The 18173-nt window shown below is 35.7% G+C and carries 11 protein-coding genes; 8 read left to right on the plus strand and 3 right to left on the minus strand.

Annotated features, from left to right (window positions below):
• The first annotated feature begins 32 nt into the window (after positions 1-32).
• Positions 33-2519, plus strand: a complete 2487-nt coding sequence (locus CC92_RS21970) for a histidine kinase dimerization/phospho-acceptor domain-containing protein (protein ID WP_051650594.1) — start codon at positions 33-35, stop codon at positions 2517-2519.
• A 142-nt stretch (positions 2520-2661) separates the two neighbouring features.
• On the opposite strand, the gene CC92_RS0120375 is transcribed toward CC92_RS21970, so the two are convergent.
• Positions 2662-3525: a DegV family protein gene (locus tag CC92_RS0120375; protein ID WP_029501681.1), complete on the minus strand. Its 864-nt coding sequence runs from the start codon at positions 3523-3525 to the stop codon at positions 2662-2664.
• Positions 3526-3978: 453 nt separating this feature from the next.
• On the opposite strand from CC92_RS0120375, the gene scfA reads away from it, so the two are divergent.
• The 4 genes from scfA (at position 3979) to CC92_RS0120395 (ending at position 9530) form a co-directional block, all read left to right on the plus strand.
• Positions 3979-4119 (plus strand): six-cysteine ranthipeptide SCIFF, encoded by a 141-nt coding sequence (gene scfA / locus CC92_RS21275; RefSeq protein WP_034218354.1) that lies wholly within the window; start codon positions 3979-3981, stop codon positions 4117-4119.
• Positions 4120-4413: 294 nt separating this feature from the next.
• Positions 4414-5832 (plus strand): thioether cross-link-forming SCIFF peptide maturase, encoded by a 1419-nt coding sequence (gene scfB / locus CC92_RS0120385; protein WP_029501680.1) that lies wholly within the window; start codon positions 4414-4416, stop codon positions 5830-5832.
• Between the two features lie 61 nt (positions 5833-5893).
• Entirely contained in the window at positions 5894-8158 is a 2265-nt protein-coding gene (locus CC92_RS0120390) for a protein translocase subunit SecDF (protein WP_029501679.1), read from the plus strand.
• A gap of 433 nt (positions 8159-8591) precedes the next feature.
• Complete coding sequence (locus tag CC92_RS0120395) at positions 8592-9530, plus strand: YhfC family glutamic-type intramembrane protease (RefSeq protein ID WP_029501678.1); 939 nt, start codon at positions 8592-8594, stop codon at positions 9528-9530.
• A gap of 207 nt (positions 9531-9737) precedes the next feature.
• Here CC92_RS0120395 and CC92_RS0120400 read toward each other — a convergent pair whose 3' ends face one another.
• Positions 9738-12008: a glycosyl hydrolase family 95 catalytic domain-containing protein gene (locus CC92_RS0120400; protein ID WP_034218352.1), complete on the minus strand. Its 2271-nt coding sequence runs from the start codon at positions 12006-12008 to the stop codon at positions 9738-9740.
• Positions 12009-12306: 298 nt separating this feature from the next.
• On the opposite strand from CC92_RS0120400, the gene CC92_RS0120405 reads away from it, so the two are divergent.
• From CC92_RS0120405 to CC92_RS0120415, 3 genes are all read left to right on the plus strand, one after another.
• Positions 12307-14217 (plus strand): family 43 glycosylhydrolase, encoded by a 1911-nt coding sequence (locus CC92_RS0120405; protein WP_029501676.1) that lies wholly within the window; start codon positions 12307-12309, stop codon positions 14215-14217.
• A gap of 503 nt (positions 14218-14720) precedes the next feature.
• Entirely contained in the window at positions 14721-16505 is a 1785-nt protein-coding gene (recJ, locus tag CC92_RS0120410; protein ID WP_029501675.1) for a single-stranded-DNA-specific exonuclease RecJ, read from the plus strand.
• 3 nt (positions 16506-16508) lie between these two features.
• Positions 16509-16823 (plus strand): hypothetical protein, encoded by a 315-nt coding sequence (locus CC92_RS0120415; RefSeq protein WP_029501674.1) that lies wholly within the window; start codon positions 16509-16511, stop codon positions 16821-16823.
• A gap of 200 nt (positions 16824-17023) precedes the next feature.
• Here the strand turns inward: CC92_RS0120415 and CC92_RS0120420 are convergent, their stop codons facing one another.
• On the minus strand, positions 17024-17899 hold the full coding sequence (locus CC92_RS0120420; RefSeq protein WP_081841754.1) for an ECF transporter S component: 876 nt from the start codon (positions 17897-17899) through the stop codon (positions 17024-17026).
• Between the last annotated feature and the right edge of the window lie 274 nt (positions 17900-18173).

An 18173-nucleotide genomic window follows, 5' to 3' on the forward strand; every position in this document is an offset into this window, starting at 1 on the left:
CTTTTTGTAGATAAAAAGTGGAGGTAATAAGAATGGATTCAAACAATAATTTAGAAAGAGATGAACTAATATCACAAACCAATGGAAAATCACCGCTCTTTGGAAGTGTTATTGGTATATTACTTGTGATTGTTTTACTACTTGGAGTAAGTATCATTTCTGTTGATGTAGCGAAACAGCTCTGGGAGAATAGAAAAGAAGAAATGGAAGACATACGGTTTGATGACTTGTTAGAATCGAGTTATGGTCTTTACTTAAGCGTCATTGAACAACGAAATAATACTTATTCAGTAGACCCTACGGAAGTGTATATTCCAAAACTTAAGCAAATAAGAGAAGAATATAAAAAACAAGAGGAGTTAAAGCAGAATACAAATAAGGAAGAATCAAATAAGAATCAAGATTCAGAGAATAAGCAAGATTCAAACAACAATGAGAAAAACAACAATGGCGAAGTCCAGAATCCATTAGATGAAGCTGATAATTCCTATGTACCGGAAGATGATTACACAAATTTAGAGGATGATATCGGAAATCCTATAGAAGATTATCCAGAGGATGACTATTATATTTTAGATAATGAAGTATCCGAATATGAATTTCACGGACATGAGATCGATAGTTTTAATGAAAATATTTATTCCTACAGAAACCGTATGCATTATAGTCGATCTTTAGATTATGCGATTATTGACAGAACTAATAATCGATATGGGGAAATGTCAGGGAATGAAGAATACTTAACTTATTTATTAGAAAGTACCACTTTAGATACAGCCATGGAGGAGAGGTTAAAAAATACCTATGCTGGATATCTTGTAGTCGAATATGATAAGGATGGGGTTGCATCAATCCAAAAATCCTATGGAATTGACGTTGAAAAGGTATCAGGCATTCTTAAGGGCATTAAACTAGAGAATAATTTTTCTTATCTATATCGTGATAAAACCTATCTAGATATCAAGCCAGAAGATATTTCTTTTGTTGAGCCGACCAATGTTGCTATGGTGTATGCGATAGATAAAAGTTATCAGGCATTATTTGATTACTCTTATAACTTTTTTGTGGATTACAATGAGACGCAGATGCAAGGTTTGGTAATCTTATTTACAGTAGCAATCGGTGTAGTAATATTATTTGGAATCATTCTGTTCTGTATTCGCCCACTGGGGATTGGAAATGGTCTCTTAAGTAGAATACCACTCGAACTTGATATTTTATTCATTACTGGAATTGTTTTTGCTACAATTGGTATCGCTTATATTAGTACGTTTTATCCAAGTGGTGCTATAGAAGATTATCTTATGGACATTAATTTTGCCCCTTTTTATGCAAGAATGTTTTCGAATCTGGCAGTGTATGGTGGGTGGTTCCTCTATCTTTCTAGCATTTATGTAGTGTTAATATCACTTCTACAGCTATTCCGTAAAGGATTAAAACGTTATCTATTAGAAAATGTGCTATTCATTCGCTTTTTTGCATTTGTGAATCGTGGAATAGGCCGTATAGTAAAATCAATTCTGACCGTTAAATCAGGTGATGAAGTAAATAAAACAGTACTAAAATATGTAATTGTTAACTTTCTAGTCATTTTAATTATGTGTAGCGTCTGGTTTTTTGGTATTCCAGTACTTATTCTGTACTCGATTATTTTATATTATTTTATGAAAAAATACCTAACGGATTTGAAGGAGAAACATGATTATCTACTTCATGTTACTCATCAGATGGCTCAGGGGAATCTTGAGGTTCCAATTGAACAAGACTTGGGTGTATTAAAGCCACTTGGGGATGAGCTTTGTAAAATTCAACATGGATTTAAGAGAGCTGTTGACGAAGAAGTGAAGAGCCAAAATATGAGAACAGAATTAATCACCAATGTTTCTCATGATTTAAAAACACCATTAACAGCAATTATTACTTATGTAAATCTGTTAAAGGAAGATAATCTAACTAAGGAGCAGCAGATGGAGTATATTGATACTCTTGACCGTAAGTCGTTACGTTTAAAGCAGTTAATCGAAGATTTGTTTGAAGTAAGTAAAATTAACAGCAACAATATAACCTTAAATCCGGTGGAAGTTGATCTTGCAGAATTAATCAAGCAGGTTCAATTAGAACTAAGTGATCGTTTTGAAGAGTCTGGAATCGATGTTCGTGCTCAGTATCCAGAAGAGAAAGTTATCTTAATGCTTGATAGCCAAAAGACATATCGTATCTTTGAGAATTTATTTGTAAATGTGATTAAGTATGCAATGCCTGGAACAAGAGCATATCTTACTGTACAATTAGAGGAGGCTTCTGTAGAGATAACATTAAAGAATATTTCAGCAACAGAACTTAACCTAACTCCAGAAGAAATTAGTGAGAGGTTTATCCGTGGAGATAAAGCAAGAAATACGGAAGGTTCTGGATTAGGGCTTGCAATTGTAAAGAGCTTTGTAGAAATCCAAGGCGGAGTATTTCAGATTATTATGGATGGAGATTTATTTAAAGTCAGCATTCGATTTAGTAGATAACAAAAAATCCGATGCATATCATATGATTGATATGCACCGGATTTTTTTATTCTTGATAAGGAAAAGTCCCGAAGCATGCTTTTTCTTGCTGGCATTACAATTCATTAGCTCTTTCACAAATCAGAAAGTATCGTATCTATTATTACTTTTCACTGCCCATAAAGAACAGTGCGACAGTTCCTGGACCGGAGTGTGTTCCGATGGTTGGGCAGATATAGTTGATCATGATGTTTGTGATTCCAAATCGTTCCTTAATTAAATCTGCAACGAAATTTGCGTCCTCGATGCAGTCACCATGACTAATGAATACAACATCATTTTCATAACCTTTAATCTTGTGCTCCATATTATCTACTAGCGTAGTTAAAGCTTTTTTACGACCTCTAACATTGGTAAGAGGAATTAACCTTCCTTCGTTATCGACATGAAGTACTGGTTTTACATTGATTAAAGTACCAATGATTGCAGTAGCTTTTGAAACACGACCACCACGATGTAGGTGGAAGAGATTATCAACAGTAAATTGGTGACAGATATGATTCTTATTTTCTTCTATATAAGCAACGACTTCTTCTAAAGATTTCCCTGATTCTTTTAGTTGAACTGCCTTATATACCAAAAGTCCTTGTCCCATGGAGGCACAGCAAGAATCTAAGACAACAATCTTAGCCTCAGGGTTTTCTTCGCAAACTTCACGAGCTGCTACGGTAGCATTACTACAACTTCCACTAAGAGCAGAGGAAAAGCTAATATGAAGTACGTCAACGCCTGATTTAACCTGCTTTGTAAAGGATTCTAAAACAAATTCCGGATTAGAAGCCATAGTTGTTGGCATCAGACCATTTCTCATTCTATTATAAAAATCTTTAGGTTCAAGATCTTTATCGCCGCCATAAATATCCCCATCTAAATTATAGTATAATGGATGTAAAAAAATATTATGTTCCTTCACGTATTCCTTTGGAAGATCTGCAGTAGAATCAGTAGAAATAATATAATCTCTCATAATGAATTCTCCTTATATGAATTAATATTACTTTGTTTATTGGTTATTTTTAGACATAATATAACTCAATACTATTATATACACATTAAATATTATTATCTTGCAAGAAAAAAGTTTTTTTCTAGAGCGAGATATTAATTTTATTTACATTTATTTTACTTTCCGTTATTTTTTTTATAATGATACACGAAACCACTTATGATTGCGGTACAAGTTAACCTTGTAGGATAGAGGATGAGGCCATCTTTCAAGTACATAGGAATAACATTGTAATAATTAAAACATCAAGTAGTATTCAATACTATATAACCTATTATACCACTCTGTTTTGGACAGTTCAAGTTAGAACAGAAACAAAAATAACATAATTTTATATGCCATAAAAAAACACTTTGCTATTTCTATAAACTATGATATAATATCATAAGTTAACGATATTTAGGAGGCTACATAATGAAGCATATTAAAACTTTAAACACAAAGAATTTAAAAGATACAATGAAAAAGGGCGGATGCGGCGAGTGCCAAACTTCTTGTCAGTCTGCTTGTAAGACTTCTTGTACAGTAGGAAATCAGAGCTGCGAAAATAAATAATAGCAGTCTTGATATCCCTATCTGATAAGGACGATATTCATCTATTTGGATGAAACGTAGTTCGATGAACTGCATAAAAGAGAACTTAGTAAGCAGCGCATTTTGTCGCTGCTTATTCCATGTTTGGGACATATGAGACTAGGAGTGATTCATTTTTAGGAATGAATTAGTCCTGGCCTTATATAAGCTTATTAGGTCATTCGTTTCTTGACATAAATGAAATGTCATGTAACATAAGATGGAAGTAAAAAGGTTTTGTCCTTATGAGGACTTATATTGAAAGGAGTAACAACAGTGGTACACCAATACAAAAATAATGGTTTCAACATCGTACTTGACGTAAATAGCGGAATGGTACATGTTGTAGATGATCTTGCATATGATATAATTGCTCTCTATGAAAATGAGAGCAAAGAGGAAATTGTTGATAAGATGTGGGATAAATATAGCAAGGAGAACAACTTTGCTGATTTAAAGAAGGATTATCCTGAACTATCCGAAGAAACGCTAAAAGAAGAAATCAGTAATATTTACGATGAAGTAACAAAGATGAAGACAGATGGTAATTTATTTACGGAAGATATTTATGAGAATTATATCGGAAGTTTTAAGAAGAGAGAGACTGTTGTAAAAGCGTTGTGTCTTCACATTGCTCACGATTGTAACCTTGCTTGTCGTTACTGTTTTGCAGAAGAAGGCGAGTATCACGGAAGACGTGCCTTAATGAGCTATGAAGTAGGAAAACAGGCACTTGACTTCTTAATTTCTAATTCTGGTAACCGTAAGAATCTAGAGGTTGACTTTTTTGGTGGAGAACCATTAATGAACTTCCAGGTAGTAAAAGATTTAGTAGCATACGGAAGAAGTCAGGAAGAAATTCATAATAAAAAATTCCGTTTTACGCTAACAACAAACGGTGTTTTATTAAATGATGACATTATGGAATTTGCTAACAAAGAAATGAGTAATGTGGTACTTAGCATCGACGGAAGAAGAGAAGTCAATGATAACATGCGTCCTTTCCGTAATGGAAAAGGTAGCTATGACCTCATTATCCCTAAGTTTAAGAAGTTTGCAGATAGCAGAAATCAAACCAATTATTATGTTCGTGGTACCTTTACTCACAACAATTTAGATTTTGCTGAAGATGTAAAACACTTAGCAGAGCTTGGATTTGAACAGATTTCGGTAGAGCCTGTAGTAGCACAGGATGGAGAACCTTATGCAATTACGGTAGAGGACCTTCCTATCTTAATGGAGGAATACGATAAGTTAGCGAAATACATTATTGGGAGAAGGAAAGCAGGCCACTGGTTTAACTTCTTCCATTTCATGATTGATTTAAGCGGTGGACCTTGTGTTGCAAAGCGTTTGTCTGGTTGTGGATCAGGAACAGAATATCTTGCAGTAACTCCTTGGGGAGATTTATATCCATGTCATCAGTTCGTAGGGGAAGAAGAGTACTTAATGGGTAATGTCTTTGATGGAGTAAAAGCAACCGGCATAAGAGAAGAATTTAAGAGTTGTAATGTATACTCCAAGGATAAGTGTAAAAATTGTTTTGCAAAATTCTATTGTAGCGGCGGATGTTCTGCAAATGCTTTTAAATTCCATGGTAACATTAATGATACTTATGATATTGGTTGTGAGTTACAAAGAAAACGTGTAGAATGTGCAATTATGATAAAAGCTGCTGAGGCAGAAATGGAATAAGAAACAATCATAATGACATATTTTACTGTTATAATAAGCATAAGAAAAAGGAGAAACCAAGATGAAAGACAAGAGCAAAGGCTTCCTTAGCCTCTTGTCAGTTGTCATTATCATTGCAGCCATTTCATTTATTGCTGCATTTGGTATTGGTTCTGATAAGATTGGAAGTATCAATGATGTAAAACTTGGACTTGATTTGGCTGGTGGTGTTAGTATTACTTATGAAACGGTAAAAGAAAATCCTACCGAGCAGGAAATGGCAGATACGGTTTATAAAATGCAACTCCGTGCACAAAATTACAGCACAGAGTCAGCAGTATACCAAGAGGGTAGCAATCGTATTAATGTCGACATTCCTGATGTTACCGATGCAAATGCTGTGTTAGAACAGCTTGGTAATGCAGGTTCGATTTATTTTATCTATGGTCAGGGTCCTAATGGTATTCAAAACGTAGAATTCGATAGTAAAACTGGAGAATTTAAATTAATAAAAACCATGGAAGAGATTATTGCAAATGGTGATGTCGTTGTTGATGGATCTAATATTGCAAGTGCTGGAACAACGGAGTACGTAGATAAATTTAATGTAAGAAATTATTTGGTTAAGTTAATATTCAATGAATCTGGTGCAAAGAAGTTTAGTACAGCCTCCACATATGCAGCAGGTAACTACACTAGTACTTCGGATACGACCAATTATAAGCAGAGAATTGTGATAGTTTATGATAATCAAGTGGTTTCAGCTCCTAGTGTGAAGGATGCGATTACGACAGGAGAAGCTACCATTGATGGTCAAAAAAGTAAAGAAGAAGCAGATGAGTTGGCATCAGTGATTCGAATCGGTGCACTTCCATTAGAGCTTACACAACTACGTTCTAGCGTTGTAGGTGCAAAACTTGGTGTGGAAGCGATCAATTCTAGTTTACTTGCTGGTGCAATTGGTTTTATCTTAGTTCTTTTATTTATGATTATTTATTACCGCATTCCTGGTGTTGCTGCTAGTATTGCGCTTACCATGTATGTAGGTCTTGTTATTATTGCATTAAATATTTTCGATGTAACCTTAACGCTTCCTGGTATTGCAGGTATTATCCTGTCAATTGGTATGGCGGTCGATGCAAATGTTATTATCTTCCAGAGAATAAGGGAAGAACTTGCTACTGGAAAGACCGTTCGTTCCAGCATGAAGCTTGGATTTAATAAAGCATTATCTGCAATTATTGATGGTAATGTGACAACATTGATTGCAGCAGCTGTCCTTTTCATACTTGGTTCAGGTACGATTAAAGGATTTGCACAGACATTAGCGATTGGTATCATTTTATCCATGTTTACCGCGTTATTCGTAACTAAGTTTATTTTAAATGCACTTTATAGCATTGGATTCGATACGGAGAAATTCTATGGAGTTCAAAAGCAAAGTAAAGTTTATGATTTTATAAAGCATGGAAAGAAGTTTGCACTTATCTCAGGATTAATGATTGCCATTGGAATAGGTGCAATGCTGGTAAACAAATCAACAAGTGGCGATATATTAGCTTACGGTTTGGATTTTAGGGGAGGTACCTCTACACAGGTTACTTTCTCAAGCGAATTAACGGAGAATACAAATAAAGAAATTGAAGCGCTCGTGTTAGATGAACTTGGAATTGCATGTGAAATCGTTCAGATTAAAGGTGAAAATGCAGTTATGATTAAAACTAGGGAGCTATCTCTAGCAGAGAAGACTGCACTTGATAATCGTTTAGTCAAAGAATATGACATTGATAAAGAATTAATTACTAGCGAATCGATTAGTGGAACTGTTAGTGGTGAAATGAAATCGGATGCAATCTGGGCAGTCGCAATTTCAACCATATGTATGCTAATCTATATTTGGATTCGATTTAATAATATTGGATTTGCAAGTAGTGCTGTTATAGCATTACTACACGATGTTTTAGTAGTATTAATGGTCTATGCAGTTGCACGTATTTCTGTTGGAAATACATTTATTGCTTGTATGCTAACAATCGTTGGTTATTCTATTAATGCTACCATTGTCATCTTCGATCGTATTCGTGAGAATCGGAAAGAAATGCTTAAAAAGGATTCTTTACGTGATGTAGTTAATTCTAGTATCAGTCAGACCTTATCAAGAAGTATTAATACCTCTTTGACAACATTCATCATGGTGGCTGTGCTTGCAGTCCTTGGTGTTGAATCTGTGAAGGAGTTTGCAATCCCATTAATCGCAGGTATTGTATGCGGTGCATATTCTTCTGTATGTATCACAGGAAGCTTGTGGTATTTATATGAGAAAAAGATTGCAAAAGTAGAAGAATAAGGTGGATTAAAAAATTATATATACTTCCACTTTGGATTTTCCACTTAGAACATATCATAAGTAGCGTTTACTTAGATAGTCTCGATGGATAAAGATAACGATATTTCTAAAATAAATAAGTTTTAAGTTAAGTGCATCGGAAGAGGTCATTCATAGACCAACTCCGATGCACTTTTTATCATACAAGACAATGTAACAGGTTCTCTTGACAAAAATGCTTGGTAGATTTTAAAGTACAGACTTAATTACTTAGAACTATTTTTAGGTAAATCATGACGGTGTGAGAAGGAAATTCAAAGTAGTCAGATTGTTCATAAGTCATTGAATGGAAATAATAGTATTCAATAAGATTATTAAATAATTATGAAGTCATTGTAGTTAGTAAAGGAAAAATGCTAGAATAAAAGAAAATATAGATACGTTGGAGGAAAAAATGATTTCAAATTTAGTAATAATTGGTCTTATGATGGCGTTTTTAGTCAGTATACTGCTTCCGGCAGGATGCATAATTTACTGTTTTAAGAAATTTAAAACACGAGGGATGGTTTTATTCATGGTAATGGGTTTTGCAGTTTTCATGATTGCGAATAATTTGAGAAGCTTATTTTCATCCGTATTACCAATAAATAACATAATGAACTCATCGTTTGTTTTCTATATGATTTTGATGGCTGTCATCATTGGAGCATTCGACTTATTAGGTCGTTATTTTATCATTAATTATGTTAAAAAATCAGGGCTTGGCTTATATAAAGGTCTTTCGCTTGGTGTTGGATTTGCCGTAGGTCAGGTTATGCTTCAAGCAAGCTATTATTATCAACTATTTACTCATGCAAGGATGATAAATGATGGGACTTTCTATGATACGATGATTGGTCAGGGGGGCATTACAGCGGAAGCAATCAACAAGTACCAAGAGGCGTTTCTTACACTGCATCAAGCGACCTATTACGTTCAGGCGATTGAACAGGCAGCCTTGGTATTCTTAAATATCGCGTTAGTTTTAATACTGGTTAAGTATGTAATGGATCATAAAGTTGCAATTGGTGCAGCTGTTGTGGGTGGTATTCGTATCGGATATGAATTTCTTCGCTTATTTACTTATTATCTTGGCTCCGATTACATGAACCATGCGATCAGTGAAAGTGTTGCGTTAATTTTGAATGTAGTCGTTAACATTTTGGTATTAGTAGGAGGTATCCTTTGCATTTTAAAACTAATGAAATTGATCCCGATAGAAAAGAACTTAGCTATGAGTGAAAAGAGTCTGCCAAAGAAAAAGATTCAAAATGAAGTGAATGAGAAAAAGGCTTGGCAAGAAGTGAAGCAGTTAAATTCATTAACGGATGATAGCAAAGAGGAAAGTAAATAAATTAATATATCAAGGGAATCAGGAATGCTATTTTACTAGCATTTCCTTCCACCGGTTACTAAAAAGTTAAAGAATTAAGGCATAAGGACGATATCTAAACCAATACGTTGAGACATCGTCCTTTTATTTATTCATGACAAGGAAAAGTTCGCGGAGCGTGCTTTTTCTTGTTTGATGAAATAGAATAAGCCTTAATTATTCCATTATTTAGGGAAAAATATTACAATTAACATCATTCACACCCTTAGTTAAATTAATTGTCACGGTTTTATTTCTATAATTTAGTGTAATGCCACGATCCTCCTTTGAGGTAAGAACAAGGGATTTTAATTCACCTTCTGTATAAGTTAAGCTAGCTGTTAGACCGTAGGTTGCTTTATATCCTAGGAAGGTCACATCCTTTATCTCCTCAGGAAAAGCAGGAAGTAAGAATAAGGTGTTATTTCTATATTGGAATATCATCTCGCAAATCCCTGAAACACTACCAAAGTTACCATCAATCTGAAATGGTGGATGATTATCAAAAAGATTCGGCAGAGTACTTCCGGTTAGAAGTGCTTTAACATTTTGAAAAGCTAATTCCCCCTCTCCCAACCTTGCCCAGAAATTGATAATCCAAGCACGGCTCCAGCCAGTATGACCACCGCCGTGTGCTAGCCTTCTCTCCAGAGTCTTTTTCGCGGCTTCGGATAGCTTCGGAGTTTGTTCTGGTGTAATCTGAGTACCAGGGAATAATCCAAATAAATGGGAAATATGACGATGGCCTAATTCTAATTCCTCGTATTCTTCATTCCATTCCATAATCGTACCGTTACTATGAATTCTTGTCTCAGGCAATCGACTAAGACAGTCTTCTACCGACTTCGTAAGCTCCTCATTCAGAGTGACGGAGAATTCTTTATTTACTAACGTGTTTTTTGCATCTAACAAAGTATGATAGGCATCCATATAGTGATGGAATAACTCCCTCATAATTTGATGATCCATCGTACAACCAGCGCAAAGGTAACCAATTTGTCCATTTGGATGGCGATACTTATTTTCTGGGCTGGCAGTCGGTGATAGGATCAGATTACCATTCTTATCTTCAATTACAAATTCAGTTAGGAATAGGCAGGCATCTTGGAGAATAGGAAACATCTTGATTAAAAAGTTGATGTCCTTCGTATATTCATAATGTTCCCAGATATGAAGGCAAAGCCAGGCACCTCCTAGGACCCAGTAGGTTCCAGGAAGCCAGTAATCCTGTGGTGCACAATCACCCCATAAATCTGTGTTATGATGAGCAACAAATCCATGACAGCCATACATCTTTTCTGCTGTGGCTTTCCCCTTGTGGTGCATACGTCTAAGTAAATCGAAGAGTGGTAGATGAAGCTCTGGAAAATTCAACTTTTCTGCAAACCAATAATTCATCTCCGTATTAATATTAATAGTAAATTTACTACCCCAGGGTGGTGTCATACTATTATTCCAGATTCCTTGAAGATTTGCTGGAAGAGTACCAGGTCTGCTACAGCTAATCAGTAGATATCTTCCAAAATGAAAATAATCTTCTAATAGTTTAAGATCATTATGTCCCCTTTTCATTCTTCTAAGGCGTTTCGCAGTATCCAAAACAGAAACCTCTGCTACTTCCTCCGCTTGCGGAGTTAATATAAGATCATTACGATTAAAAAAGCTTTGGTAATCTTTTTTATGAGAACGCTTTAACTCCTCAAAATGTAATGATTTTACATCCATGAGATGAGTTCTTACATCGCTGATATAGTTTTCGCTACGAAACGCCGTTCTGATATCAAAAAACAGGGTTACTGTAGTAGCTTCCGATACTACCAGGTTGGCTCCAATCGTTTGAATCCTGCCATCACAAGAGGCTGCAGTAAGACGATTGCAAAAAGGAATTGCACCACGATAAACTAAAGCGACTGAGTCCCCATCCTCGCAATATAAACGATCCATAAAATGAGGTCTTGACAAAAGAAAACTTAAATCTAGCTTTCTAGGCCCCTTACTGGTGAATCGCATGACTAAAACATCGGCTGGTGTACTAATGAAATGTTCCCGAATAAAATTGGTCCCCTCAAAGTCATAGGAAACTGTTACCGTTGCATCGGAAAGATTTAGCTGTCTTTTATAGTTTGTTACTTCGGTATGCCCGGTTGTTATATGGATATCTCCTGCAGTTTGATAGCATCGCATATTATCTGGAGTTCCGCTAAGCGCTTGTAAGGTGGAATTCTGTGCTTCCTCTAAATTACCATCTGCAATCAGTTGTTGAATGATAGGCAGATTCTTTTTTGCATCTGGGTTATTTCGGTCCATTGCAAAACCAGACCAAATACTATCTTCATTCACTTGGATAATTTCATGATTGGGTTTTCCATAAATCATTGCACCAAGTCTGCCATTGCCAACAGGCAAGGCATCATTCCAGTCTTCTGCTGGATCCTGATACCATAGGATATGTCTTTGCATACGAGTGTTTACCAAATAATCTTCTTTGGTTGACTCCTTCCCTTAATAATTTTTAAATAGATTATCGTATTATGTACGTAATACATTACTTGTTGCTCTATATTCCCTTACGATTTGTTATCTATAGGTTATACCAAAAAGAGATAGAAATCAACAGCAATTGGAAATTAACAAAAACTCTTAGAATTATAGACTTGAAAGCAAAAATTCTGTATTATTTTGCAGGTTTTCATGTTACACTGAGGTAGTAACTTATATGAATGACAGCAGAGCAAATACGTTGCTAAGGAGTAGAAGAATGACATTACGCGAGGCAATATTAAACAAAGATTTAGAGGTAGTGAAGGAACTATTAGTAAAGGATCCTAATTCGATTGAGGATAGGACCGGGGGGATATGGCTACCGTTTTTAGCAGCTTCTCTAGGAGATTTAGGAATTGTACGATATATTGTAGAATATTCTAGAGCAAGTTTTAACGAGACAGATGAATTAAATAGAAACATACTTCATTATGGAGTAGAATCCGGCGATATTTCCGTTGTTCGTTACCTAGTTGAGAGAGTAGGGATGTCACCGGTTTCTGGAGATATTAACTTGGTAACTCCATATGAAATTGCATATAATAATAAAAATCAGGAAATCCTAGCTTTTTTTGAAGAAGTTTGTGGGGCTCCCTATGAGAAGATGTATCGTAACCCAATTCGTACTGGAATGCATCCCGATCCATCCATCGTTTGTGTGGGGGATGATTTTTATATGGTTAACTCCTCCTTTATCTTCTTCCCTTGTATCCCAATTTCTCATTCCAAGGACCTGATTCATTGGAAAGTAATCGGACATGCAATTACAAATCCGGAATGGGCGTACTTAGACGAGTTAGAAGGTGGACGAGGCTATTGGGCACCTGACATTTCTTATTATGAAGGAAAGTTTTATATCACCGCGACCTATCGTTTAAATGATACCGGAACCGTTTATAGAAAACAGATGGTAGTTTCTTCAGATAAGCCAGAAGGACCATATTGTGAACCAGTATTTCTAGATGAGGATGGTATTGATCCATCTATATTTACGGATGATGATGGAAGACGTTATATGTTATTAAATCGTGGTGCAAGAATATTTGAGATAAGTAAAGATGGAAAGAAGCAGCTTACCGAAGCTACACTTTTATATTATGGTCATCAAAAGAGAGCTCCAGAAGGATCTCATTTACTTAAGAAAGATGGTTGGTATTATCTCTTCCAAGCAGAAGGTGGTACTGGTCTAGGTCATCGTATCTCTGTTGCTAGATCAAAAGAATTATTTGGTGTGTATACACCGTGTCCATATAACCCTATTATGAGACAGCAGGATGAAAAGGGAGCAATAAAACGTTGCGGCCATGGAAAGCCTGTGAAAACTCCAAATGGTGAGTGGTATATGGTTTACTTGTGTGGCAGACAATTAGAGGGTGAATATAGTTTACTTGGCCGTGAAACAGCATTAGATCCAATTACATGGACAGCAGATGGATGGCCAATCGTAAATAATTTAGAAGGCCCTAGTGTATTACAAAAACTGCCTGACCTGCCTCCATTTATTACAGAACCGGAAACAGATGATTTTGAGAATGGTATATTAAGTAGTTTATGGGTATCTCCTCGTGTACCGTTAGAGAATGCATATACTTTCGGTAATGGATACTTAAGAATACAGGGAAGTAAAAAAGATTTAGATACAACAGAGTCTAGAAATATCTTACTACGTAGACAGCAGGATTTTCATTTTATTTTTGAAGTAACGGTGGGGGATGTTGATCTTAGTATTGGTCAGGACTATGGTTTAACCTGTTATTATGATGAGAATACGTATCTAAAATTTGGACTTTTTGAGACCAAAGAAGGTTTATTCTTACAAGTTGTGGAACATATCGATGAGGAAACAAAGGTGAGTCTGCAGGCGAAGGTCTCAAAAGGGGAATATCGTCTACGTATTGTGACAGAAGGACTTAAGAGAAGTTTTTATTATCAAGCAATCGATGAGAAAGAGGATACGAACTGGCATACCCTTGGTCAGTTAGATAGAGTTTATTATCTATGTGATGAAGGAATCAAGCGTGGGAAACGATTTACTGGTGCTATGGTAGGTATGTATGCTTATGCTGGTGAGAACTATTCCTTACTTGGTAAATTTAAAGATATTGTGTATCAGGGCTTGGATCGATAAGAATTTTTCTATAGAAAGCATTTTGAAGTGCACCCCAAACGATAGGCATACCCCCAATAGTTAGGCCAAAATCAAACCTAAGGGGAGGATGTCTTATTCATGACAAGCAAAAGTACGCGAAGCGTGCTTTTTCTTGTTTTATAGGAAGAATCATTGAGAGACAGACCCTTTCCCTTTTCCTTTTGCATGCCTGTATCCTTAATTTTCTACTGAAATAAGATTTGCAAAATAATGCATGTTTTGTTAAGATAGCTTATTGGAAGCTACGAAATAGATACTAATGAGTGGCTACTTTTAATACCGTTATTCTAACGACAAGAAGTGCTTCGAATTTCTTAGAGAATGGCTTAACGGAAGTTTAGAACCAAATTCTGATGGAAAGCGCTGTGAAAAAGGTGCTTATAAGATAGAAATGAATGTTGAGTTTTACTATTGCCTAATGCAAAGTTATCAATAGGAATGAAGTGAAATTATCAAGAACATACGAAGGAATGGAGAGTAAAATGAAAGAAAAATGGATGTTAGAGGCAAAGCGCGCTGATTTTGATGCATTGGCAAATCGTTTTGCTATCAGTCCGGTTTTGGCACGTATTATAGTGAATCGTGGGTTATCGAAAGAGGAAGACATACAACGCTATCTATCTTGTGATTTGAAGGAGATGTATTCGGGGCTCTTGATGAAGGGAATGGAACAAGCGTGTAATCTTGTGATTGAAGCGATAGAACAAAATCAGTTAATTGCGATTGGTACAGATTTTGATAATGATGGAATCTTATCTGGGCATAGTTTATCGACAGCTATCATGAGAATCGGAGGAAGAGTCGTCGTCTATGCTCCTGATCGTATTTCAGAAGGATATGGCTTAAACAGGCGAATTGTATTGGAAGCCTATGAAGCAGGCAGTCGATTTATTATAACTTGCGACAATGGAATTGCTGCATTTGATGCGATTGATTATGCGAAAGAACTAGGGATGACAGTTGTGGTAACAGATCATCATGAAGTTGCGTTTGTAGAAGATGAGGATGGTAGTAGAAGGTTTTTACTACCGAAGGCAGATGTTGTGGTAAATCCGAAACAAGAAGACTGCCCGTATCCTTTTAAGGGATTGTGTGGTGCTGGGGTAGTATATAAGCTGATTGAGCTATTATATGAGCATTATCATATACCGAAAGAAGAACTCTATGATTTATTAGAGTTTATTGCAATTGCTACGGTAGCGGATGTAATGGATTTGGTTTCAGAAAATAGACTGATTGTAAAATATGGACTGAAGTTATTAAGTCATACAAAAAACTTAGGAATACAAGCATTGATAGAAGAATGTGGGTTAGAACAAAAGCGAATTAGTGCATATCATATTGGTTTTGTGATTGGTCCGTGTTTTAATGCTGCCGGAAGGCTTGATACAGTAGCGGTTGCTCTTGATTTACTAAGTGCCAAAACAGCGGAAGAAGCCAAAAAATTAGCTGTCTCCCTAAAGAAATTAAATGACAGCCGCAAGGATATGACGTTACAAGGTGTAGAGCAAGCAATCGAACGAATAGAAACTTCAGATTTGATTCATGATAAAGTTTTAGTGGTAAAGCTAAAAGATACTCATGAAAGCTTGGTTGGAATTATTGCTGGACGATTAAGAGAGCGATATCATAAACCTGCTCTAGTTTTTGTTGATGTGGAACATGGTGTAAAAGGATCTGGTCGTTCCATTGAAAGTTATAACATGTTTGAAGAATTATTAAAGTGTAAGGACTTATTAACTAAATTCGGCGGTCATCCAATGGCAGCGGGGCTTTCGTTAGAAGCAGAAAACTTAGAATTGTTAAGAGAGAGGCTAAATCATAACACTACCCTCACTGAGGAGGACTTTATTCCGATTGTAAGAATTGATGTTCCACTTCCGATTGGTTATCTAAACGAAGCTTTTTTAGAAGAGTTAGAAAAGCTTGAGCCCTTTGGAAAAGGAAATAATAAACCAGTGTTTGCAGAACAACACTTTCAGATACGCCAAGCTCGAATTCTTGGGAAGAACCAGAATGTGTTAAAACTTAATGTTATTAATCCAGAGGGTTTTGCGATAGATGCCCTATATTTTGGTGATATCACAGAGTTTAATGAGTTTGTAGAAGCGGAATTTGGAAAAGAAGAAGTAAGAAAGATGTATCTTTCGCAATATAATGAAGTAGATTTAGCATTTACGTATTATCCTACACTCAATGAGTATATGGGGAATCGTACAGTCCAAATAATCATTCAAAATTATTGCCGCATTAAGGGAAAGAGGTAAGGGATGAACGAAGAATTACAAAACAGAGATATGGATCTACGGGAACTATTTGTAGCACAAAAATATGAAGCAATTATAGAAATCCTTAATTCTATGGAGGATGAGGATGTCTATGAACTAACGACTACAAATTGGAACGTTGTAAAGAAATATAATGATATGGATCGTGTTGATTTATTACGCCAACATCTTACATTCGTTGCATATACCAGCTTATTAGTGGAATATGCTGGTCAACGAACATTACTGCCGGAAGATGATTTTAAAGAAAAGTATGATCTATTTGAGGAAATCTATTCAAAGTTACAGCTTGCGTAAATCTATTCATTACAGAGCTTGTAAAACTGGTTTTTAGGTTAACCTCGAATAAAAGATTAGGGTTCATAAAGTGTTTTAGCATATCATCAAATATTTAATCAAAAGGTAGGAAAATCATTCGGATTTTCCTACCTTTTCTTTGTTGGGTTTATTTTAATTTAGCTTTTATATTATAATGGCTTCCTATCGAAATTAAAATGTTAAGCATTCTCAGACTTTTTCTCTGCATCTTTCGATTCTTTTCTAAGAAACATATTGGCACTGATTAAAGCAGGACGTAGGGCGTTATAAAGAAGTACAGCCATAATTGCCGATGTAATCGCATTCACAAAAGTGGTCACAGCGGTCATTTTAGCCCAGTTAATCGCTAAATCACCTTGTAATCCGAGAATAATTTTCTTATAAAAGTAACCAACCACAGGATCAGCGATAACGTTAAAACCTAATCCTGCAACAGAAGCTACGATAGATGCTACCAGAATCTTTGATTTTTTATGCAGAGTACTAATGTGAAAAATCTTATGAGCAACCAGACCAGCAATTAACCCGATGCATAGTTTTAAGAAAAAGGTTTGTGGTGCTACAGTAAAATATTTACCACTCATCAGATCAGCAAGAGATAACCCGACTGCACCGGCAAGACCACCCCAAGAGCCACCGAGTAAAAGAGCTGCTACGACAACAAAGGTATTACCAAAATGGAACGCAGTGCTTCCAGGGCCTACCGGGATATCAATACGGAAGTAGCTAAATCCGATATAAGCCAATGCGGCAAAAAGGGCAGCTTGTGCGAGTGTAATAACATTCATCGAGGATTTCGCAGTAGAAACGACAGGTTTTCTTAATTGAAGGACACCATTGATAAGAATTACGATTCCAAAAAGTAAGGTAATCAAACCGAAGATGAGTAATTTATCTGTCTGGCTTACTTCGATGGTTTCTTTTGTTTGATAACCATAGATAATTGCTGCTATGGACGCTAAAGTTAATATCGCTCCAATGATTAATGTAACAGGTTTGTTTTGGTTTAAATTTGCTTCCCCTTTGTTTTTATTTATGGTCTTTATAGAGTCCATATGTATCCCTCCTATTATTTATAACAAGTAAATTTTGCTTTTTCTTGTTTCATTTCTTTCTGTTGTTTCACAACATTGATTACTTCTGATCAGCTTAGACGTATGTTATCATTAATCTGGACATATGAAAATGTCCAGATTGAATGTTTTTGACCATACCAGATAGCAAGCGATTTGATAAAAATAGATGTAATTGTAGTTCATATTCCTAATTATTAAACGTCAAAATTATTATCTATCATAGGTAAGGAAATTTACCTTGAAAGCGTAATAA

It is taken from the genome of Lachnoclostridium phytofermentans (genome assembly GCF_000733755.1).
Lineage (GTDB): Bacteria > Bacillota > Clostridia > Lachnospirales > Lachnospiraceae > Lachnoclostridium > Lachnoclostridium phytofermentans_A.

Excerpts from the sequence above, each read along its gene's own strand:
- CC92_RS0120395 (WP_029501678.1), top strand. The coding sequence starts at position 8,592 with ATGATTTCAAATTTAGTAATAATTGGTCTTATGATGGCGTTTTTAGTC.
- CC92_RS0120390 (WP_029501679.1), top strand. The coding sequence starts at position 5,894 with ATGAAAGACAAGAGCAAAGGCTTCCTTAGCCTCTTGTCAGTTGTCATT.
- CC92_RS0120415 (WP_029501674.1), top strand. The coding sequence starts at position 16,509 with ATGAACGAAGAATTACAAAACAGAGATATGGATCTACGGGAACTATTT.
- CC92_RS0120420 (WP_081841754.1), bottom strand. The coding sequence starts at position 17,899 with ATGGACTCTATAAAGACCATAAATAAAAACAAAGGGGAAGCAAATTTA.
- scfA (WP_034218354.1), top strand. The coding sequence starts at position 3,979 with ATGAAGCATATTAAAACTTTAAACACAAAGAATTTAAAAGATACAATG.
- recJ (WP_029501675.1), top strand. The coding sequence starts at position 14,721 with ATGAAAGAAAAATGGATGTTAGAGGCAAAGCGCGCTGATTTTGATGCA.
- CC92_RS21970 (WP_051650594.1), top strand. The coding sequence starts at position 33 with ATGGATTCAAACAATAATTTAGAAAGAGATGAACTAATATCACAAACC.
- CC92_RS0120375 (WP_029501681.1), bottom strand. The coding sequence starts at position 3,525 with ATGAGAGATTATATTATTTCTACTGATTCTACTGCAGATCTTCCAAAG.
- CC92_RS0120400 (WP_034218352.1), bottom strand. The coding sequence starts at position 12,008 with ATGCAAAGACATATCCTATGGTATCAGGATCCAGCAGAAGACTGGAAT.
- CC92_RS0120405 (WP_029501676.1), top strand. The coding sequence starts at position 12,307 with ATGACATTACGCGAGGCAATATTAAACAAAGATTTAGAGGTAGTGAAG.